At 70.3% G+C, this 19278-nt stretch carries 19 protein-coding genes and 4 pseudogenes; 13 read left to right on the top strand and 10 right to left on the bottom strand.

What is annotated here, in order from left to right:
• A pseudogene (locus BLS56_RS13710) lies at positions 1–192 on the top strand (SDR family oxidoreductase); the annotation flags it as partial.
• A gap of 10 nt (positions 193–202) precedes the next feature.
• On the opposite strand, the gene BLS56_RS13705 reads toward BLS56_RS13710, so the two are convergent.
• Complete coding sequence (locus tag BLS56_RS13705; RefSeq protein ID WP_228771615.1) at positions 203–1297, bottom strand: UDP-N-acetylmuramate dehydrogenase; 1095 nt, start codon at positions 1295–1297, stop codon at positions 203–205.
• 25 nt (positions 1298–1322) lie between these two features.
• Here BLS56_RS13705 and BLS56_RS13700 point away from each other — a divergent pair, with 25 nt between their 5' ends.
• The 5 genes from BLS56_RS13700 (at position 1323) to BLS56_RS13680 (ending at position 7290) form a co-directional block, all read left to right on the top strand.
• On the top strand, positions 1323–1826 hold the full coding sequence (locus BLS56_RS13700) for a DUF2505 domain-containing protein (RefSeq protein ID WP_091450383.1): 504 nt from the start codon (positions 1323–1325) through the stop codon (positions 1824–1826).
• Positions 1827–2453: 627 nt separating this feature from the next.
• Positions 2454–3266: a class I SAM-dependent methyltransferase gene (locus BLS56_RS13695; RefSeq protein ID WP_091450432.1), complete on the top strand. Its 813-nt coding sequence runs from the start codon at positions 2454–2456 to the stop codon at positions 3264–3266.
• Positions 3267–3346: 80 nt separating this feature from the next.
• Complete coding sequence (locus tag BLS56_RS13690) at positions 3347–4108, top strand: MerR family transcriptional regulator (RefSeq protein ID WP_091450382.1); 762 nt, start codon at positions 3347–3349, stop codon at positions 4106–4108.
• A gap of 1205 nt (positions 4109–5313) precedes the next feature.
• Entirely contained in the window at positions 5314–6189 is an 876-nt protein-coding gene (purU, locus tag BLS56_RS13685; protein ID WP_091450431.1) for a formyltetrahydrofolate deformylase, read from the top strand.
• A 240-nt stretch (positions 6190–6429) separates the two neighbouring features.
• A complete protein-coding gene (locus BLS56_RS13680; RefSeq protein ID WP_091450381.1) occupies positions 6430–7290 on the top strand; it encodes a GNAT family N-acetyltransferase in 861 nt (286 codons plus the stop codon).
• On the opposite strand, the gene BLS56_RS13675 is transcribed toward BLS56_RS13680, so the two are convergent.
• Positions 7287–8294, bottom strand: a complete 1008-nt coding sequence (locus BLS56_RS13675; protein WP_091450380.1) for an NADP-dependent oxidoreductase — start codon at positions 8292–8294, stop codon at positions 7287–7289. The genes BLS56_RS13680 and BLS56_RS13675 overlap by 4 nt on opposite strands.
• Positions 8295–8464: 170 nt before the next feature.
• Here BLS56_RS13675 and BLS56_RS13670 point away from each other — a divergent pair, with 170 nt between their 5' ends.
• Complete coding sequence (locus BLS56_RS13670) at positions 8465–9664, top strand: acyl-CoA dehydrogenase family protein (protein ID WP_091450379.1); 1200 nt, start codon at positions 8465–8467, stop codon at positions 9662–9664.
• Here BLS56_RS13670 and BLS56_RS13665 read toward each other — a convergent pair whose 3' ends face one another.
• A complete protein-coding gene (locus BLS56_RS13665; RefSeq protein WP_091450378.1) occupies positions 9665–10105 on the bottom strand; it encodes an SRPBCC family protein in 441 nt (146 codons plus the stop codon).
• Positions 10106–10148: 43 nt separating this feature from the next.
• Here BLS56_RS13665 and BLS56_RS13660 point away from each other — a divergent pair, with 43 nt between their 5' ends.
• Positions 10149–11267 (top strand): LOG family protein, encoded by a 1119-nt coding sequence (locus tag BLS56_RS13660; protein ID WP_091450377.1) that lies wholly within the window; start codon positions 10149–10151, stop codon positions 11265–11267.
• 50 nt (positions 11268–11317) lie between these two features.
• On the top strand, positions 11318–11641 hold the full coding sequence (locus BLS56_RS13655) for a hypothetical protein (RefSeq protein ID WP_091450376.1): 324 nt from the start codon (positions 11318–11320) through the stop codon (positions 11639–11641).
• Here BLS56_RS13655 and BLS56_RS13650 read toward each other — a convergent pair whose 3' ends face one another.
• From BLS56_RS13650 to BLS56_RS13620, 7 genes are all read right to left on the bottom strand, one after another.
• The gene (locus BLS56_RS13650; RefSeq protein WP_228771613.1) at positions 11642–12334 is read right to left on the bottom strand and encodes a response regulator; all 693 of its coding nucleotides are present in this window, start codon (positions 12332–12334) and stop codon (positions 11642–11644) included.
• 87 nt (positions 12335–12421) lie between these two features.
• Entirely contained in the window at positions 12422–12973 is a 552-nt protein-coding gene (locus BLS56_RS13645; RefSeq protein WP_091450375.1) for a YbaK/EbsC family protein, read from the bottom strand.
• Positions 12974–13030: 57 nt separating this feature from the next.
• The gene (locus BLS56_RS13640) at positions 13031–13324 is read right to left on the bottom strand and encodes a DUF2516 family protein (protein ID WP_091450374.1); all 294 of its coding nucleotides are present in this window, start codon (positions 13322–13324) and stop codon (positions 13031–13033) included.
• A gap of 85 nt (positions 13325–13409) precedes the next feature.
• Entirely contained in the window at positions 13410–14069 is a 660-nt protein-coding gene (locus BLS56_RS13635) for a hypothetical protein (protein ID WP_228771612.1), read from the bottom strand.
• Entirely contained in the window at positions 14047–14541 is a 495-nt protein-coding gene (locus tag BLS56_RS13630) for a helix-turn-helix domain-containing protein (protein ID WP_091450373.1), read from the bottom strand. Before BLS56_RS13630 ends, BLS56_RS13635 begins: the two co-directional genes overlap by 23 nt.
• Positions 14542–14630: 89 nt before the next feature.
• Entirely contained in the window at positions 14631–15242 is a 612-nt protein-coding gene (locus BLS56_RS13625; RefSeq protein WP_091450372.1) for an AAA family ATPase, read from the bottom strand.
• A gap of 12 nt (positions 15243–15254) precedes the next feature.
• Positions 15255–15665 carry a TFIIB-type zinc ribbon-containing protein gene (locus tag BLS56_RS13620; RefSeq protein ID WP_091450371.1) on the bottom strand — a complete coding sequence of 137 codons (411 nt, stop codon included), beginning with the start codon at positions 15663–15665 and terminating at the stop codon, positions 15255–15257.
• A 239-nt stretch (positions 15666–15904) separates the two neighbouring features.
• Here BLS56_RS13620 and BLS56_RS13615 point away from each other — a divergent pair.
• From BLS56_RS13615 to BLS56_RS13605, 4 genes and pseudogenes are all read left to right on the top strand, one after another.
• A pseudogene (locus BLS56_RS13615) lies at positions 15905–16230 on the top strand (SDR family NAD(P)-dependent oxidoreductase); the annotation flags it as partial.
• 8 nt (positions 16231–16238) lie between these two features.
• Positions 16239–16705 (top strand): annotated as a pseudogene (locus BLS56_RS32250) (MFS transporter); the annotation flags it as partial.
• A 14-nt stretch (positions 16706–16719) separates the two neighbouring features.
• Positions 16720–18118: pseudogene (locus tag BLS56_RS13610) on the top strand (helix-turn-helix domain-containing protein); the annotation flags it as partial.
• Between the two features lie 218 nt (positions 18119–18336).
• Positions 18337–19047, top strand: coding sequence for a phytanoyl-CoA dioxygenase family protein (locus tag BLS56_RS13605; RefSeq protein ID WP_175482810.1), 711 nt, complete (start codon positions 18337–18339; stop codon positions 19045–19047).
• Positions 19048–19278 lie beyond the last annotated feature (231 nt).

Genomic DNA, 19278 nt, shown 5'->3' with positions numbered 1-19278 from the left:
TCGGTGACCCGCTTCGACGGCGACACCGACAAGGCCGCCAAGGTCTACGACGGCCTCGTCCCGCTCACCGCGGACGACGTGGCCGAGGTGATCGCGTTCGCGGTGACCAGGGCCCCGCACGTGAACCTCGACCAGATCGTCATGAAGCCGCGCGCGCAGGCCTCGGCCACCCGCGCGCACCGCGTCGGCTAGCCCCGGCTGATCAGCTCAGGGAGCAGTTGACCAGCACCGGTTCGAGGTGCAGGTCGACGCCGAAGGCCGCGCGCACGCCGTCGCGGACCTCCAGGGCCAGGGCCAGGAGGTCCGCGGTGGTCGCGTCGCCCCGGTTGGTCAGCGCCAGGGTGTGCTTCGAGGACAGCGCGACCCGCCCGCCCGCGCCCGCGTGCCCCTTGGCGAACCCGGCGCGCTCGATGAGCCAGGCCGCCGACAGCTTCGACGCGCCCAGCCCGGCCGGGTAGCGCGGGATCGTGACGTCCGGCCCGACCGCGGCCACGATCCGGGCGAGCACCGCGTCGAGGCCGTCGTCGGGGACGATGGGGTTGGTGAAGAACGAGCCGGCGCTCCAGGTGTCGTGATCGACGGCGTCGAGCACCATGCCCTTGCCCCGGCGCAGGTCGAGCACCGCCTCCCGGGCCGCGGCGACCGGCACCCGGGCGTCTTGGCGGACGCCCAGGGCGCGGGCGAGTTCGGTGTAGCGGATGGGGGCGGACAGGCCGTCGTCCACGAGTTCGAAGCGGGCGCGCAGGACGACGGCGCGGTCGGTGCCCTTGAGGACGCTGGTCCGGTAGCCCAGGCCGAGTTCGGCGGCGGTGAGCGTGCGGATCTCGCCGGTGGGCCGGTCGTACAGGTCGACCGAGACGAGCACCTGGGCGACCTCGACACCGTAGGCGCCGACGTTCTGCACCGGGGTCGCGCCGACCAGGCCGGGGATGCCGGAGAGGCATTCGAGGCCGCCGAGCCCGGCTTCGACGGTGCCCGCGACCACGGTGTCCCAGTCCTCCCCCGCCTCGACAGTGAGCTGGACCCGGCCGGGGGCCGTGCAGTCGATCTTGCTGCCCCGGTTGGCGACCAGCACGACGGTCCCGTCGAACCCCAGGTCGCCGACGACGAGGTTGGACCCGCCGCCGAGCACCAGCAGCGGGTCACCGTCCTGGTCGGTGGCCCGAACCGCGTCGACCACCTCGGCGGCCGTCCCCGCCGCGACGAATCTGGCGGCTGGTCCACCGAGCCGCAGGGTCGTGTATCCGCTGAGGGGGACTCCGGTGCGGACGTCGGCGCCGAGGGGGAGGCTGGTCACGGGCACAAACGGTAACCTCCAGCCCATGCCCAGCCGCATCGAGCACCGCGCCGAGTTCACCGCACCCGCGTCCAGGGTGCACGCGGCGCTGGTGGACCGGGCCTTTCTCGACGAGCGCCTCAGGGTGCTCGGCGGCAAGGGCGCCGAGCTCACCGCGTACGAAACCACTGGTGACGGCGTCTCCTACAGCCTGCGCCAGGGCCTGGAGGCGTCCCGCCTCCCCTCGGTGGTCCGCACCGTCGCCAAGGGCGACCTGGTAGTCGAGCGGACCGAGACCTGGAGCCCGGACGGCTCCCGCTTCGAGGGCACCACCACAGCCGCGGTCGCGGGTATGCCCGGCGAGATCAAGGGCCGCTTCCGCCTCACCGACACCCCCACCGGCAGCGAGTGGCGCACGGACGCGGAAGTGAAGGTCAAAATCCCCTTGATCGGCGGAAAAATCGAGTCGGTGATCGCGGAACAGGTGCGCAAACTCCTGGCCAGCGAGGCCGAGTTCGCCGCCACCTGGCTGGCCGACCACCCCGAATGACGCCCCCCGCGTGATCACACCCTTCCCGACCGCGGACCGCCGAACCACCCGCCACATGGCCGCCCGCCGCCACACCCACAGCCCCCGCCCCCCGGCTCCCCGCCCTAGGCGCACCGAGTGGTGGGCTACCAGCCCTGCGTGCCCCGGCCCCCGGGAAACCACCCCTGCGTGCGCTGGCCCCTCGGCAACCAGCCCCGCGTGCGCCGGCCCACCAACTACCAGCCCTGCGTGCGCCAGCCCCCGGGCAACTAGCCCGGCATCCGCAGGCCCGCCGGCTACCACCCCCGCGTGCGCCAGCCCACCGACAACCAACCCCCCAATCCCACCTGCCCACACCCCGGCCGTTGCCCGCCCGTCCATCCGCCGCACAGCCGCCCAAGCCCCAGCCACCCACGGGCACCTCGCAGCCCGGCTGGCCACCAGCGGCGCGGCCACCCGACGCGCGAACCTCGCCTGCCGTGCGCTGGTCGCTGCTTGTCCGACCCGCGGTCGCCGGGTTGTCTGGTCGCTGATCGCCCGCCTTCCGGTCGTCTGGCTGGGTGCCCGCTTCCTGGTCGGTGGTGGCTCGGGCACTGGGCGCCGGGTCGGTGGTCGGTCGGTTGCTCTGTGCCGGGTGGGCTGCCGCTGATGGCTCGCGTTCCTCGGTTGGCCGCTGGTCGGGCCAGGGCGCTTGGCGCTCCGACCCGGGGCACGACCAATCCGAACCGGCTGCGTCGGGTGGATCGGTGGATGGTCGGCTCGGCTGTGGTGCGTGAGGTGCTGTCGGGGCCTGAACCGCTGGTGGTCGATCTTGGCTACGGGGCGACGCCGGTCACGACGGTCGAGATGGCCGCGCGGTTGCGCGCGGTGTGCGCGGGCGTGCGGGTCCTGGGGCTGGAGATCGACCCGGAGCGGGTCGAGGCGGCCAAGCCGTCGGCCGATCCGCCGCGGCTGGAGTTCCGCCGGGGCGGTTTCGAGTTGGCGGGCGCCCGGCCGGTGTTGGTGCGCGCGTTCAATGTGCTGCGCCAGTACACCGAGGCCGAGTCGGCGTCGTCGTGGGCGACGATGCTCGACCGGCTGGCTCCGGGCGGTCTGCTGGTCGAGGGCACCTGCGACGAGATCGGCAGGCGCTGCGCCTGGGTGACGCTGGACGCGACCGGCCCCAGAACGTTCACCGTGGCCTGTCTGCCTTCCGGTGTCGAGCGTCCGTCCGATGTGGCCGAACGCCTCCCCAAGGCGCTCATCCACCGCAACGTCCCGGGCGAACGAGTCCACGACTTCCTGTCCGCCCTCGACGCGTGCTGGGCGACCGCGGCGCCGTTCGCGGCCTTCGGCCCCCGCGCCCGGTGGGTGGAGGCGGCGCGACTGCTCGCCGAGGACGGTTGGCCGGTGCTCGACACCCGCAAACGCTGGCGCCTCGGTGAACTCACCCTGGATTGGTCAGCTGTGGCCCCCAGATAACTCGCCTTGACTTTGCCGTTGCGTCAACTTCTACCGTTGTCTTCGGGCCGGAAAGACCGGCCCGGAGGAGACGGAGACCGATGGCCTGGTCGATCGCACAGGTGGCCCGCATGTCGAAGGTGACATCGCGGACACTGCGCCACTACGACGACATAGGCCTGCTGCCACCGGCCAGAGTGGGCGACAACGGCTACCGGTATTACGAGCAGGAGCAACTGCTGCGCCTGCAGCAGATCCTGGTGCTGCGCGAACTGGGTCTGGGTCTGGACGCGATCGCCGAGATCGTCAACCAGGGCCGCGACCGGATCGAGGCCCTGCGGATGCACCACCGCTGGCTGCTGGCCGAACGCGACCGCCTGGACCGCTTGGCGCGCACGGTCTCCCGAACCATCTCCGAAGTGCAAGGGGGAGAGAAAGTGACCAGCAAATCGGCGGCACACTGGTTCGAGGGCTTCGACTCGGCCAAACAGGAGCAACTGCAACAGGAGGCCCGCGACCGCTGGGGCGCGGAACACGTCGACGCAGCGAACAAGAAGTTCGCGGGCACCCCCCAGGACTGGTGGCAGACCGAAGGCCAGACCTGGCTCAAGTCCCTGAACACCCTGATCGCGCACATCGACGCGGGCCGCCTCCCGACGGACCCGGCGGTCCAGGAGACGATCGACGGCCACTACCAGTGGATTCAGGGCACCTGGGTGCCCAATCGCGAGTCCTACACGGGCCTGGCCAATCTCTACGCCGACGACCCGCGCTTCCGCGCGAACTTCGACAAGACCGACCCACGCCTGGCCGAATACCTCCGCGCGGCCATGACCGAATACGCCCGCACCCGCCTGTCCTAGGGCACCCTGCCGGGGGGTCGATGGGCCCGAAGGCCACCTCCGGGCGAGGTCCCGGTGGCCTTCGGGCCCACTGGCGCGAGGTTCCGCAACGCGGTGGGCGCGAAGAGTGGCCTGGCCCCGGGCGAACCGGTCCCGCCCACGCGGGGAAGCAAGCGCCGCCCGCCCGCAACGTCCCAGTGCGTTGGACAGGCACCTGCCCACCAGCGGACACGTGGTGGTTCTCCCAGCGGTGTGACGGTCCCACCCAGGAGGCAAGGCGACGGCGTGACCCAGCCGAGCGCGCCGTCGTGCCCCGGTCCTGGCCTGGCAGTGGTGCGAGTCGGCCCAGGTTCGGAGGGCAAGGCTGACCGCGCGGCCAAGAGACAACGCCCCTGGCAGTCCAGCGGGCGACGCGGCAACGACAGCACGACCCCGACATCTCGCCCGCCCCCGCGGCGAGGCTCGCGGTCTGGCAGTGCGGCCACCCGACCGTGCCAGCGGCCAGACCGCGCGGCGCGGCCGCGCACCTGGTACGGGGCGGCGTGCTGCCACGGCCAGACATGGGTGCCGCGCGCTGGTGCGGCGGCGGATGCGGGAGGTGCGGCGGGCGCGACAGTGCCACAGCGGACGCAGCAGTCCGGTGGGAATGCGGTGGCGCTGAGGTCCGGCGGCGAGCGACGGCGGCCGCGGCAACCCGACCACAGACACAGCAGTGCCGTGAGGATGCGGTGACGCCGGGGTCCGGCGGCGAGCGACGGCGAGCGCGGCAACCCGACCGCGGGCACAGCAGTGCGATGAGGGTGCGGTGGCGTTGGGGTTGCGGCGGCAAGGCGAGGGGTGCGGCGCTGCGGCAGGTGGGGTGTGGCGGGGCGTGCGGTGGGACGACGGTGGGCCGGCACGGCGGCATTCGCGTGTGTCGGGAGTGCGGTCGAGGGCTCGGTGAGATCAGCGGCGGCGTCTGCGATGGAGCGGGGTCTGGAGTGGAGGGTCGGGCGGAGAGGCGGATTGGGAAGGAAGGCAGCGGGGCGGGGCGCTGGCCGGAGTGGAGCGGAGCGGAAAAGTCGAGCGAGCGGCCAGGACATGGCCGCGACCAACACGACAAGGAACCAGACCGGAGTGGAGGGAGCCGGTGCGGCGGAAGAAGCCGGTGCGGCGGAAGGAGTCGGTGCGGCGGAAGGAGTGGCTGGGGTGGAGGTCGGGTGGACAGGGGCTGGGACAATTGGCGGGTGTCGTCGAATGAGCGTCGTTATGTGATCAGGTTGGGGTGTCCGGACCGGGCGGGGGTGGTGGCGAGGATTTCGGGGTTTCTGGCTGAGGCTGGGGGGTGGATTGTCGAGGCCGCGTATCACACCGATCCTGATACGAACTGGTTCTTCACGCGGCAGGAGGTGCGGGCTGAATCGTTGCCGTTTGGGGTTGACGAGTTGCGGAGACGGTTCGGGGAGGTGGCTCGGGAACTCAGTGCCAAGTCGGATTGGACGGTGACCGACACCGGGCGGCGGCGTCGGGTGGCGATCTTGGTTTCCAAGGAGGGGCACTGCCTTTACGACCTGCTCGGGCGGGTGCACAGCGGTGAGTTGGACGTGGACATCACCGCTGTCGTCGGCAACCACGCCGATTTGGCGGGGATCACGCGGGCACATGGCATCCCGTTCCACCATGTGCCGTTTCCCGCGGCCGACCCCGAGGGGAAGGCCGCCTCGTTCGCGCAGTTGCGGCAGCTGGTGGACGCCGGGTCGCCGGACGCGATCGTGTTGGCGCGGTTCATGCAGGTGGTGCCCGCCGAGTTGTGCGCGGAGTGGGCCGGGCGGGCGCTGAACATCCACCACAGCTTCCTGCCCTCCTTCGTGGGCGCGCGGCCCTACCACCAGGCCCACCAGCGCGGGGTGAAGCTGATCGGGGCGACGTGCCACTACGTGACGGCCGAACTCGACCAGGGGCCGATCGTGGAACAGGACGTGATTCGGGTGGACCACGGCGACTCGGTGGCGGACATGGTGCGCAAGGGGCGCGACATCGAGAAGGTCGTTCTCGCGCGGGGACTGCGGGCGCATCTGGAGAGCCGGATCCTGCTGCACGGCAATAAGACTGTGGTGTTCTAGGTTTTTCGGGCGCGGGGCCGACTGCTGTGCGGCGGTTCCCGGGCTGGGGGAGAAAGGGTTGTGGGATGGCGGTTTCATGTCGAGCCTCCGGGGGTGGTTGTGGTTTCACCGTATGCCGGGGCGGGGTGGGTGTCATTGACACGATGGCATGGGGATAGGCGTTTGACGGGATTGGAAGAACGGAGTATGGGGCGGGTTAATCGGTTGCCGTGAAAGGCGCTCTGGGCGACCATTCGCGGTGTGAAGACTGGGGATCCGAACAACCTTCCGACCGTTCCGCCGCGACCGCTGTCCACTGCCGACCTGCCCGCCTGCCTCGCGTTGGCGGGCGACCGGGAGTGGCCCTACGAGGACCACAAGTGGGATTTCCTGCTGCGCCTTGGCCAGGGATTCGGCATTCCCGATCCGTCGGGTGGCCTGGCCGCGTGCGCGGTTCTGACCCGGTCGGGCGACCTGGCGACCATCTCCATGGTGTTGGTGGCGGCCAGGTTCGCCCGCCGCGGGCTGGGCACGCGCGTCATGCGGCACGCGATCGGCGCGGCGGGCGACGCGACGGTCACCCTGTACGCGACGCCGTTCGGAAAACCGCTGTACGAGAAGCTGGGTTTCCACGCGTCTACCGAGGTTCAGGCAAACGTCGGGGTTCTTCGCGCTGAACGGTCGGGTCTTACGCGTGTGGCGAGTGCGGCAGACCTCAGCGCGATCCTCGAATTGGACCGCGCCGTGTTCGGCGTGGACCGGAGCAATGTCCTCTCGGGACTGTTCGACTTCGCCGACCATGTCCGGGTGATCGAGAGGGACAACCGGATCGTCGGTTACGCGAGCGCTTGGCGCCCGGGCACGGGATTGGACAACCGGATCATCGGACCTCTTATCGCCGAAGGCGACCACGACGCGAAGGCTCTTATCGCCGATCTCGCAAGAGACGTCGACGGACCTGTCCGCGTCGATGTGGACGACAGCCGCGGGGAACTGGCCGTCTGGGTGGCCGAGCGCGGCCTGGCGCCGATGTTCCGCGCCGCCGCGATGACCCTCGGCGGTCGCCCGCTGCCGGGCGACCGCCGTCGGCTTGTCCTGCCGTTCATGCAGGCCCTGGGTTAGCCGAGAGTCACGAGCATCTTGCCGGTGTTTCCGCCGTCGAGCATGGTCATGAACGCCTCCGGGGCGTTGCGGAGACCCTTGACCACGGTCTCGGTGTACTGCAGCTTGCCTTCGCGAATCCAGCCGCCGACCTCTCGCACGAAGTCGTCGCGCAGGTTCGCGTGGTCGCGCACGAGCATGCCGCGCAGCGTGATCCGCTTGCCGACGAGCTGCATGAGGTTGCGCGGCGCGGGCACCGGCTCGGTGGCGTTGTACAGGGAGATCATCCCGCAGACGGCGACGCGGCCGTGGGTGTTCATGACCTCGATGGCGGCCTCCAGGTGGTCGCCGCCGACGTTGTCGAAGTACACGTCGATGCCTTCGGGCGCGGCGGCGGCGAGTTGTTCGACCACCGGGGCGTCCTTGTAGTTGAACGCGGCGTCGAAGCCGAGCTGGTCGATGAGGTATCGCACCTTCTCATCGCTACCCGCGCTACCGATGACCCTCTTAGCGCCGCGAAGCCGCGCTATCTGCCCCACGACAGCGCCAACAGCGCCCGCGGCCGCCGAGACGAACACGGTGTCGCCCTCGCGGAACTCGGCGATGTCCAAGAGGCCCGCGTAAGCGGTAAGACCGGTCATGCCCAGCACGCCGAGGTAAGCGCCGAGCGGCGCGAGATCCGGGTCGACCTTGACCGTTTCATCGGCGCTGAGCACCGCGTACTCGCGCCAGCCCAGGTTGTGCAGCACGAAGTCGCCCGGCCTGAGGGTGTCCACAGTGGACTGGACGACCTCGCCGACCGCGCCGCCCTCCAGCGGGGCGCCGAGGGCGAACGGGGCGATGTAGGACTTCGCGTCGCCCATCCGGCCGCGCATGTACGGGTCGACGCTCATCACATGGTTGCGCACCAGGATCTGGCCTGGCTCCGGCACCGGCACCTCGACGAAGGCGAAGTTCTCCGGTTGCGGCCTGCCGATCGGCCGGGCGGCGAGGTGGATCTCCAGGGCGGTCGACGGACTTGTCATGCTGATGGCACTCCCTGATTGGTGGATGCGACGCAGTAGGTGCAACACAGGTAGTGATAACGGTGTTCCCATTCGGGTGTGATCTCACTAGGTCACCCACCTGTCACGGTGAGTTGTGGCATGGTAAGTCTGCTGAACGCCAGGGTGGAACGCCGCCGGAAGGACTCCCGATGACCAGCAGCCCCGGACTCCTCGCGACGCCGGACTCCGACGAACTCGTCCACCGGGCCGCCTCCCTCGTGCCCCTCCTGCGAAGCAACGCCCAGCGCTGCGCCGAGGCGCGGCGCGTGCCCGCGGAGAACCTGGAAGCGCTGCGCGAGGCGGGCCTGTTCCGCCTGATGCTCCCCCGCCACTTCGGCGGCTACGAGTCGACCATGCGCACCAAGATGGCGGTCCTCGCCGAGATCGCCCGCGGCTGCGCCTCCACGGCCTGGGTGGCCACGCTCTACTACGACGCGACGTTCCTGCTCTCCCTGTTCCCGGACAGCGTGCAGGACGAAGTCTTCGCCGACCCGGTCACGCTGCACTCCGCGACGCTCGTGCCCACGGGTCGCGCGGTCCGGGTCAACGGCGGCTACCTCGTCTCGGGACGCTGGCCGTTCAACAGCGGCTGCCTCGACGCCACCTACGCCGTCCAGCCCGGCATGATCGAGAACAGCGACGGGCCCGCGGAGATGGCCCACTTCGTCATCCCGTACACCGAACTCACCGTCGCGGACGACTGGCACGTCAGCGGGATGGCGGGCACCGGCAGCAACACGGTGACCGGCGAGAACATCTTCGTGCCGAACGAGCGCGCCGCGTTGGCGTCGCGGGTGATGTTCGGCGCGCACCTGAGCGAGCGCAACGCCCACTCCGCGCTTTACCGGGTGCCGTTGGTCCCGTACGTCCTGACCAGCTGTCCGCCCGCGTTCCTCGGCATGGCCGCCGCGGCGTACGAGCTGTTCATGGCGCGGCTGCCGGAGCGGGGCCCGATCGCCTACACCGGCTACACGCACTTCCGGGACGCTCCGATCACCCATCACCAGGTGGCCGGGGCGAAGCTCACTATCGAAGCGGCGGATCACTTCGCTTACCAGGCGGCCGATCTGGTCGACCAACGGGCGCGTACCGGCACGCCGTACGGGCCGCAGGACAAGCCCCGGGTGTGGGGCCTGGTGTCTCACGCGACCAAGTTGTACATGGAGGCGATCGAGACCCTGCGGCTGGCGAGCGGGGCGACCGCCATCAACGAGGCGATGCCGATCCAGCTGGTCGCCCGCAACGCGCAGGCGCTGGCCACGCACGCGCTGATGCTGCCGACCACGGGGGTCGAGCACTACGGGCGGGCGCTGTGCGGGCTTGAGCCCAGCACGCCGCTGCTGGCCTGATCAGGCGCCGAGTTCCCTGGCCAGGTTGGCCAGCAGCTCGTCGTGGATGCGGCGGAGGCCCGCGGGGGCGAAGGTGCGCTCGAAGAAGCCGCCGATGCCGTTCGCGCCTTCCCAGGTGGTGGCCATCCGGACCGTCGAGGTGTCGCCCGAGCCGTCGACGGTCCAGGTGGTGACCAGGGTGGAGTTGCGGTCGGCCTCGACCAGGGTGCCGGGCTGCGGCTCGGTGACGTCGACGAGGCAGTCGCGGACCCGCTTGCTGGTGGCCTGGAGCTTCCAGTGCACGACGGTGCCAGCGCCCACGCCGCCCGACTGGACCTCGTACTCGCTGTAGTGCGCGGTGAGGATCTTCGACCGGACGCCCGCGTAGTCGGCGACGGCGGCGCGCACGCGCTCGACCGGGGCGGTGAAGGTGCGCTCGGCGAGGGCCTGTACCTGGTTCATCATTCTCCGTACGTCGGCTGTCGGGCGTCCGTAGGCTACCGGCGTGCGGATCGAGATCACCGACCTGGACACCCTGCGCCTGCACCGGGCGGACGGCCTCGACCTGCGCGGGGTGACGCTGGCCCGGCTCGATCTGACCGATCCGGACGTCGACGCCCTGCTCCGCACGCCGATGGACGGGGCCCTGCTGCTGGGCTGCGCGCTGCGGCCCGAGACGCAGCGACGGGCGCAGGCGGCGGGGGCGCTGCTGTTCCCGATCGTGCCGGGCCTGCCCTACGAGGTCTACCGGTCGCACCTGTACACGTGCGCGGAGTTGTTCGACGGCTTCGACCCGGACCACCCGGAGACTTACGCGGACACGCTGGACGCGCGCGTTTACCGGCACACCCGAGAGCAGGGCTATCCACCGGACCCGCTGCACGCGTTGGCCGAGCGGCTGCACGACCACGGCATCTCTGAGGCGTTGCACGACGTGCTTACCGGCAAGCCGGTAGCCGTGATGGGCGGACATGCTCTTACCCGCGATTCGGCAGGCTACCGAGACGCCGTTGAACTCGGTGTCGCGTTGGGGCGCGGCGGGTTCACCGTCCTCACCGGCGGCGGGCCAGGGGCGATGGAGGCCGTGCCGCTGGGTGTGCGCCTGTCCGATCGCTCCATTGTGGACGAAGCGCTGGCCGCGCTCGCCGTCGCGCCGAGGTTCGCCAGCGGGGCGAAGGTGGACGCGGTGGAGATCGGGCGGTGGCTGGCGGCCGGGCTCACGCTGGACCTGCCGACCGGGGACCGGGCGCGCACGATCGGAATCCCTACCTGGTTCTACGGGCATGAGCCGCCCAACCCGTTCTGCGAGTTGCACGCCAAGTACTTCGCGAACTCGGTACGCGAAGAGGGTCTGCTCACCGTGGCTACCGGCGGCATCATCTACACGCCCGGCAGTGCGGGGACAGTGCAAGAGATCTTTCAGGACTACACCCAGAACCACTACGGCTCGGTCGGGCCTGCGGCGCCCATGGTCTTCCTCGGCAAACGGTTCTGGACCGAGGAGGTGCCCGCTGCGCCGCTCGTGCGCAAGATGGCGCGCGGGCGGGCTGCCGAGCCGTGGATCCTGGTCACCGACGACGCCGACGAGGCGGTGGCGCTGCTGAGCGCCTACGCGACGACTTGAGAATGATCTTCCGGGCCGCATCGGCGCAGGACTCCGGATAGCTTGAACCGGTGGCGAATCACGAGCAGTACGTCCGCTATCGAGAAGACTCGCACGTGCTGGCGGCGATCGGAACGCACATAGACGCCCAACTCGGACGGCTCACCGTGCGGCTGCCCAGAGCGGTGGCCGAGGCCGCCGTGGCCGCATGGGAGCGGGACGAGCCCGCCGGGCACGACACGGAGACCGGCGAGCAGCGTGCCCTGCGGGACCAGGCGGCGGAACTGGCGCTGATCGGCCTCGCGATCGCCCAGCGCGGCCGTTGGGAGGACGCCGAAGTCGTCGTCGACCTCGACGTCGGTTCCGCGGGCGCGGCCTCACGGGCGACGCGGTAGTCAGTCGAGCAGGCCCGCGCGCTGGGCCAGGACGGCGGCGGTGACCCGGTTCGAGCAGCCGGTCGCGGCCAGGATCTCCGAGACGTAGCCGCGCACCGTCGAGTCGGACAGCCGCAGCTCCGCGGCGATCTCGTTGTTGCTGCGGCCCATGCCCACCAGCCGCAGCACGTCGCGCAGCCGCGCGGACAGGCGGGCGACCTCGGCCGCGGCGCCGATCCGGTCGAGGTGGTGGGTGGCGAGGTGGCCCATCAGGTCGCTGGTGAGCGACGGGTCGAGCACGGCGCCGCCGCGGGCGGCGACCCGCACCGCCCGGACCAGCTCGGCGGGCTCGACGTGCTTGAGCAGGAACCCCTTCGCGCCGAGCTGGAGCGCGGTGGCCACGGCCTGGTCGGCGTGGAAGGTCGTCAGCACCACGACAGCGGGCATCGACGGGTGTCGGCGCAGCTCACGCAGGGTGTCGATACCGTCCATGCGCGGCATACGCAGGTCGAGCAGGAGCACGTCGATGTCCAGGGTGCGGACCAGTTCCAGCGCCTCGCCGCCGTGCGCTCCCTCGCCGACGACCAGCACGTCGCCTGCCGAGGCGAGGATCTTCGCGACGAAGGAGCGGGCCATCGGCTCGTCGTCCACGACGCCGACGCGGATCGTGGTCGGTTCCGCGGCCGTTCCCGCGACCTCGAGGTCCGTGTTCACGCCCGTATGCAAGCACAGGGCGACTAACCGGGACAGGGGAAAAGTGCTCAACCCGACGATCGTAGGGTTCGCTTCCCCTCTTTCGGCCTACTCCGAAACCGCGCGGGCCAGGTCGTCGACCACCTCGGCCGAGGGCAGCCCGGCCAGCAGACCTCCGGGGACCAGCAGCTTGCTGCCGCGGATGCCGCTGCCGATCACCAGTTCGGGCGCCCGCGCGACAGCGGCGTCGACGAGCAGCGGCCAGTCCGCGGGGAGGCCGATGGGGGTGATGCCGCCGTACGCCATGCCGGTCTGCTCTACCGCGCGGTCCATCGGCGCGAACGACGCCTTGCGCACGTCGAGCCGCCTGCGGACGACTCCGTTGACGTCGGCCCGGGTAGTGGCCAATACCAGGCAGGCGGCAAACCGTTCGGTGCCGCCGCGCTTGCCCAAGACGACCACGCAGTTGGCGGATGCGGTGAGCGGTGAGCCGTAGTGCGCGCAGAACGCGGCGGTGTCGGCGAGATCCGGATCGATCTCGGCAACCCCGACCCGATCGGAGTCAAGCCCGGCGAGCGCCTTGGCGACCGGGTCGGCGAGCAGCTCGGGATGGTCCAGGGCGGGGAGGACGGTGAGACTTCCGGCAATGGTCCAGGTCACACAACCGAGGGTAGCGAGAAGGTGGGACAGTCCCCGGTCGGGTCTGGATAAGACGAATCACCAACGCTGACCGCGCTGCACCTCGATCAGCTTCGGTCGCACGTCGACTATGTAGACCAGAGCGGCGACAAGGCCCGCCATCCAGAAAATCCAGCCGGTGCCCGCGAAGCTGAACAGCAACAGCACCGCCGCCGCGCCCGCGGTGATACCCAGCCAGGCGGGTTTGGTCAGCCGGTCGGCCGCCGAGTAGGCGTCCGGCCGCTGCAGCAGCGCGTGGATGAACGCGAAGACGCCGACGGGCACGGCCGCCCAGTCAATGGCCTTCAAAATCCAGAACGCGGTCTCCGGCACGCCTCCTAGCCTACGTGCGAACCGGGCGCATTCACCACAAGGCCCCACACGCTCGCGTCGAGTGTGCGGGGTCTTGTGGGTCGGGTTACTTCGTGGTCGGCTTGGTGGCGGGCTTGCGCGCCGCGGGCTTGCGGGCCGGGGCCGTCTTGTTCGCGACCTTGCGCGCGGCACTGCGGGTCTCGTGGGCGATGTCCTCGCCCGCCTCTTCGACGGCCTCGGACACGTCGGCGGCGACGCTCTCCACGGTGTGGGCGGTCTTCTCGCCAACCGAGCGGGTCTGGCGGGTCACACGGGCCAAGAGGTCCTCGGCAAGCAGCCGGGCGTCGCCCGCGACTCCGCCGACGCGCGCCTGGGCGGCCTCGATGGCCTCTTCCAACTGCTCGACGGCCTTCTTGACCTGCGGCTGCGACCGCAGCTTGCCCAGCGTGTCCTCCCCCTGGTCGGCCAGCTTCTGGTACAGCCGCACCGCGGCGGCGGAGTACTCGTTGGCGAGCTTGCGCAACTCGGCCGGGTCGAGCTTCTCGCGCAGGCCGCCGACCTCGTGCGGCAGGTCCGCCACGGCGGTCTTAGTGGTCTCGGCGCCCGACTTGGCCCGGTTTACCGCGTCCAAGAGAGCCTTGGCGGCCAGATCGCCCGCGCCGAGCGCGGCGAGCAGGGGGGTGCGCGCCTGCTCCAGGGCGGTGCTCACCACCTGCGCGGCCTGCTCGCCCGCCTTGCGGACGTCATCGCTCTTGGGCAGTGTCATCGTGCTCACTCCTCGAAGTCTTTATATCCGAAGTCTCTATATCCACAGTGGACTTTCCTACCGTGGACTCTGCTATGGACTCTGCCGCCGCGGACTGCCTGTTCTCGCGCCGGAACGACTCGTAGACGTCCAGCAGCACCTGCTTCTGCCGCTCGGTCAGCCCCTCGTCGGCCCGCACGGCGTCGATCACCGGCCCCCCGACCGGATGGTCGAGAATGCCCGCCTGCACGTAGAGGGCCTCCGCGGAGATCCGCAGCCCCTTGGCGATCTGCTGCAAGATCTCGGCGCTGGGTTTGCGCAGTCCGCGTTCGATCTGGCTCAGGTACGGGTTGGACACGCCCGCGAGCCGGGACAGCTGGCGCAGCGAGATCTTCGCGGTGTTGCGCTGCGCCTTGATGTACTCGCCGATGTCACGGCCGAGGTCGGCGACCTTGTCGATCGCCCGGACATCGCCGCCGTCAGCCTGGTCCATCCCGCAACCGCCTCCTCGTGCCACCAGCGACGGTACGCCGCCGTGCTAGCAGTTGCAAGCGGTGTGTTTGCACAGGTGCGCCGATTCCGTCACAGCCGGGCGAGAATCCAGTCCACAACGGCGGCCGTGGTCTCGTCGACGGTCGCGGAGGTGGTGTCCACCAGGTCCATCGGGGGGTCGGTGAGCGCCGCGTTCGCCTTGACCCAGCCGTTGAACTCGAGCATGTCGGCGATCCGGTCCTCGTCGTCCCACTCGCGCCAGGCGGGGCGGGCGCGGAGACGGGCGGCCAGGACGTCGTCGTCGGCCACGAGAGCGAGGTAGTGGATCTCGGAGAACAGCGCGCGCTCGGGGCGGCGCTCGAACTGCGGGGGCGCGACGGTGCCGCACAGCACCGTGGGGCGGCCGTTCTGGTTCAGCATGGCGGCAAGGCGCAGCCAGGTCTGCCGGAAGGCGCCGAAGTCGTCGTACGGGTCGCGCAGAGCGCCGATCCACAGCACGTCTTGCTCCAAGACGACCGCACGGCCGCCGAGCAGTGGGCTCAACCGGCGGCACACGGTGGACTTGCCGGTGCCGCTGGGGCCGGTCAGCGCGAACATCGGGAGCCGGTGGAACGGCTCCCGATGCCCGCACCGCGCGCAGACCAGGACAGCACCGTCGACCCGAGGCGCGTCGGCCCACTCACCGCAGGCCACGCAGATCATCGGGTTCAACGGTCAGTCGAAGAGGTCTTCGAGGAAGCTCTTACGGCGCTTCTTGTAGTGACCGCCACCGTGCCCGTACCCGTGCGGCGAGTCCCGGTAACCGCCCACGTGGCCGTAGCCGGGGGGCGAGTCGCGGTACCCAGGCGGGGAGTCGCGGTGCGCCCCGTGCCCGTAACCCGCGGGCGGGTAAGGCGCGACGGCGGGCGGGTACGGCGCGGGCGGCGGATAGCCTGCAGCGGGCGGCGGCGCGCCCTGATACGGCGGCGGCGGAGCCGCGGCCGCGTAGTGGCGCTGCTCGGCCGACGCGATCTGCTCGAGCTCACCACGGTCGAGGAAGATTCCCCGACACCCTTCGCACTGGTCGATGTGCACACCGAGCCGGTCGACCGTGCGCATGACGTTTTGACACTTCGGACAAATCACTCCACAAGACTACGCAGAGATCGATGCGCATGTCCGCATAGCCGCGCCGGACGCCTCCATCGACGGGCGCTGGCACACTTCCGCGCGAACCACCCGGACGAGCATGGTCGCAGCCCATACAACCTTCCCGTCGGCTGTAGGGGCTGGACACATGGCTACCGCGTTCCGACATACCTACCGTCGTCACCTATACCGAGTGGCCCGCATCACAATCTGGACCTGGCAGGTCGGACAGCCCTGCGCCGTTTCCGCTGATCCGCCGGGTCCTGCCGCACATGCGCGCGCGGCTGGGGCCGGATCGTCAACGTCTCCAGCGTCCACGGGGTGCGCGAGCGCCCACAAGGCGGCGTACGTCGCGGCCAAGCACGGGCTGGAGGGGCTGTCGAAGGTGACCGCGGTCGAGGGCGCGCCCTAGGACGTGACCAGCAACTGCGTGAGCCCCGGGTACGCGCGGACCCCGCTGGTGGAGAGCCAGATCGACTACCCGGCCCGCGCGCACGGCATTCCCGAGGACGAGGTGGTCGAGCGGGTGCTGCTCGACCGGGCGGTGCTGAGCCCGCTGCTGGTGGGCGGGTCTCTTACTACGTGATTACCGCGTTCATCTTGGTCTATGTGGCCAAGGGGCTCTTAATGGACAGGGGGTCGGGCTCAACGCGGTACTCGTCGGCTCGGTAGTGCACTTCGTGAGCATCCCGCTGTGGAAAGCGCTGTTCGACCGGATCGGCCGCAGGCCGGTGTACCTGTTCGGCGCGGTCGGCATGGCGGTGTGGAGCTTCGCGTTCTTCCTGCTGCTCGACGCGGTCGCCCGGGTGATCATCCTGGCCGCGATGGTCGGCCTGGTCCTGCACGGCGCGATGTACGGGCCGCAGGCGGTGTTCTTCTCCGAGCAGTACGAGACGCGCGTCCGCTACACCGGGTTGTCGGTCGGAAGCCAGCTGTCCTCGATCGCGGCAGGTGCGGTCGCACCTCTTATCGCGGTAGCGCTGTTCCAGGCGACCAAGAGCACGCTGCCGGTGTCGCTGTACGTGGTCGTGATGTGCCAAGCCGGTCCGCTGGGTTGGGCGGTCTGGTCGCGCAGACGGCGCAGCCGTACGCGACCCGTGACTACTTCGCCGACAAGCGCTTCCGGCACACCGACCCGATCGACTCCTCCGTGCACGACGAGGGGCTGGCCGCGATCCTGGGGGTGCCGCTGGCGTTGGGCAGCAAGGTGATCGGGGTGCTGTTCGCCGCCGACCGCGCCCGCCGCGACTTCTCCCCGGACGAGGTGGCGCTGCTGTCGTCACTGGCCGACCACGCCGCGATCGCCATCGACAACGCGCACCTGCTCGACGAGACCCGGCAGACCCGCGCGGAACTCGACCGCGCCAACGCCACCATCAGCGCGCACAACGCGGCCATGCGCCGCGCCGAGGACGCCCACGACAAGCTGATGGACCTGGTGCCGCGCGGCGGGATCGCGGTGCACGACGCGGGCGGGACGGAACTGGCCCGGGTGGGCACGAGCGTGGCCCGCCCGCCGAAGGAAGCCGTTGCGGCGTGCGCTCCTCAGGTAGGGCTGTGTCCACACCGGACACGTGGATGTGCGCGGTACAGGCAGGACAAGAGCTGTTGGGCACTCTTCTGCTGACCGGCCGTGAGTCGCTGGACGACGCGGACCGCGGGCTGTTCGAACGGGCAGCGGTGGTGACGGCGCCGCTGCTCATGCCGCGGCGTTCGGTCGCGCAGGCCGAGGACGAGGTGCGCGGCGAACTCCTGGCCGATCCGCTGACCGCGCCCGACCGCGACCCGGCGGCGCTGATCGCCCGCGGCCACCGGCTCGGCGTCGACCTGACCGAGCCGCACGCGGTGCTGGTGGCGACCGCGGGCCAGGCGCCCCGGCGGCGGCAGGCGATGGCGGCCGGTCGGCACGCGGCGCTGGTGGGGGTGCACGCGGAACAGGTTGTGCTGTTGGCTCGCGCGGACAACCCGAGCGCTTTGACTGCACGGATAGCCGTCGGCCTTTCGTCTACAGTGGATTGTCCGGTGACGGTCGGCGCGGCGGGCCCGGTGTCCGGCGTGGACGCTGTGGTCGCGGCCCACGCGGAAGCGGCGCGCTGCGCCCGGTCACTGGTCGCCCTGGGGCGGTCCGGGCAGGGCGGCGCGCTGGCGGACCTCGGATTCGTGGGGCTGCTGCTGGGCGACCCGACCGACCTCGACGGGTACGTGCGCGCCACCCTCGGCCCGGTCCTGGACTACGACGACCGGCGCGGCACGGAACTGCTGCGCACCGTGGAGGCGTACTTCACCTGCGGGACGAACCTGACCCGGGCCAAGGACATGCTGCATGTTCACGTGAACACGGTCGTGCAGCGGATCGAGCGAATCGGGGCGCTGCTGGGCGCCGACTGGCAGACGCCGGAGCGGCACTGGAGATCCAGCTCGCGCTGCGGCTGCACCGGCTCTCCCGGTAGGGCTTGCGCGGGAAGGATTCCAGCCCACTGTCCGATATGGTCAGTCCCGGCGGACGGCCGGGTGTGCCGGAGGACACCGCGACGCGGGTGGTCGTGGCTGCGCCATTCGGGCGAGCCGCCGCTTACCAGCAGTGCTCCGAGTGGCTCATCGGGCGATTCTGGGGCATCAACAGGTGAATATGGTGGCGTCACGGCCATCGCTGGGTTACACCTGGATAGTGCACGAGGTTCTCGACGAGCTGGGCGTCCGCTCGGATCTGCTCGCCCCCCAACAGCTGAGCGATCTCGACGAACTCGGCTACTGCCGCTTCGACGGCTTCCTGACCGGCGACCAACTCGACGCGGCGCTGGGGGAGATCGAGGCGCTGCTGCGGGTGAGCGGCAGGCAGGGCGGCACGCTGCACCTCAAGGGGCTGCTGGAGGCGGGCAAGATGTTCGACCCGCTGTGGCTGCGCCCGACCCTGCTGGCCGCGGTCCGGCACCTGCTCGGGCCGGAGTTCCGCATCAGCGAGATGCACTACCGCGCGGGCAAACCGGACCACGGCGGCCAGGCCCTGCACATGGACACCCCGGAACGGGCCGAACCGGGGCGCTGGCAGGTGTGCAACGCGATCGTCGCCCTCACAGCCTTCACCCCGGATAACGGCGCCACCCGCGTCGTGCCCGGCTCACACCTGGACTACGGGTTCGTCCCGCCCCGGGGGCACGAGGACCACCCCGACCAGGTGCTGCTGCTCGGCCCCGCGGGCACGGCGTGGCTGTTCAACTCCCACCTGTGGCACTCCGGCACGGTGAACCGCTCCCGCGCCACCCGCCACGCTGTCCTGACCGGCTTCCACCGCCGCGACGGCGGCACAGCCCTGCTCGACCGCCAACCATCGAACGCGACCATCGAACGACTGGGCAGCGCGGCGTACCTGCTGATGTGAACAGCGCCTGTGGATAACTCCGCACGCCATGCCGAGAACCGTGCCATGGTGTGCGTGTCACCGCACGGGCTGCTTACCGCTCATCCGTTAGTTCCGTAATAGCGCAATCGACAGGAGAAGAGTACGGGAAAGAGCGAACCTGAATCGCTGAATCGTTGAATCGCCGTTGAAGCGGTTCAAGGACATTGCCGAAGTGGTCGCACCAGGGGAGACCGTGACCCATTCTTGCCC

It is taken from the genome of Actinokineospora iranica, from assembly GCF_900101685.1.
Taxonomy (GTDB): Bacteria; Actinomycetota; Actinomycetes; order Mycobacteriales; family Pseudonocardiaceae; genus Actinokineospora; species Actinokineospora iranica.
Note: the sequence above shows the minus strand (reverse complement) of the source record. Positions and strands in the feature narration are given on the sequence as shown.

Coding starts and splice junctions, on each gene's coding strand:
- BLS56_RS13670 (WP_091450379.1), top strand. CDS start 8,465: ATGACCAGCAGCCCCGGACTCCTCGCGACGCCGGACTCCGACGAACTC.
- BLS56_RS13635 (WP_228771612.1), bottom strand. CDS start 14,069: ATGACACTGCCCAAGAGCGATGACGTCCGCAAGGCGGGCGAGCAGGCC.
- BLS56_RS13690 (WP_091450382.1), top strand. CDS start 3,347: ATGGCCTGGTCGATCGCACAGGTGGCCCGCATGTCGAAGGTGACATCG.
- BLS56_RS13665 (WP_091450378.1), bottom strand. CDS start 10,105: ATGAACCAGGTACAGGCCCTCGCCGAGCGCACCTTCACCGCCCCGGTC.
- BLS56_RS13630 (WP_091450373.1), bottom strand. CDS start 14,541: ATGGACCAGGCTGACGGCGGCGATGTCCGGGCGATCGACAAGGTCGCC.
- BLS56_RS13675 (WP_091450380.1), bottom strand. CDS start 8,294: ATGACAAGTCCGTCGACCGCCCTGGAGATCCACCTCGCCGCCCGGCCG.
- BLS56_RS13700 (WP_091450383.1), top strand. CDS start 1,323: ATGCCCAGCCGCATCGAGCACCGCGCCGAGTTCACCGCACCCGCGTCC.
- BLS56_RS13695 (WP_091450432.1), top strand. CDS start 2,454: ATGGCTCGCGTTCCTCGGTTGGCCGCTGGTCGGGCCAGGGCGCTTGGC.
- BLS56_RS13625 (WP_091450372.1), bottom strand. CDS start 15,242: ATGATCTGCGTGGCCTGCGGTGAGTGGGCCGACGCGCCTCGGGTCGAC.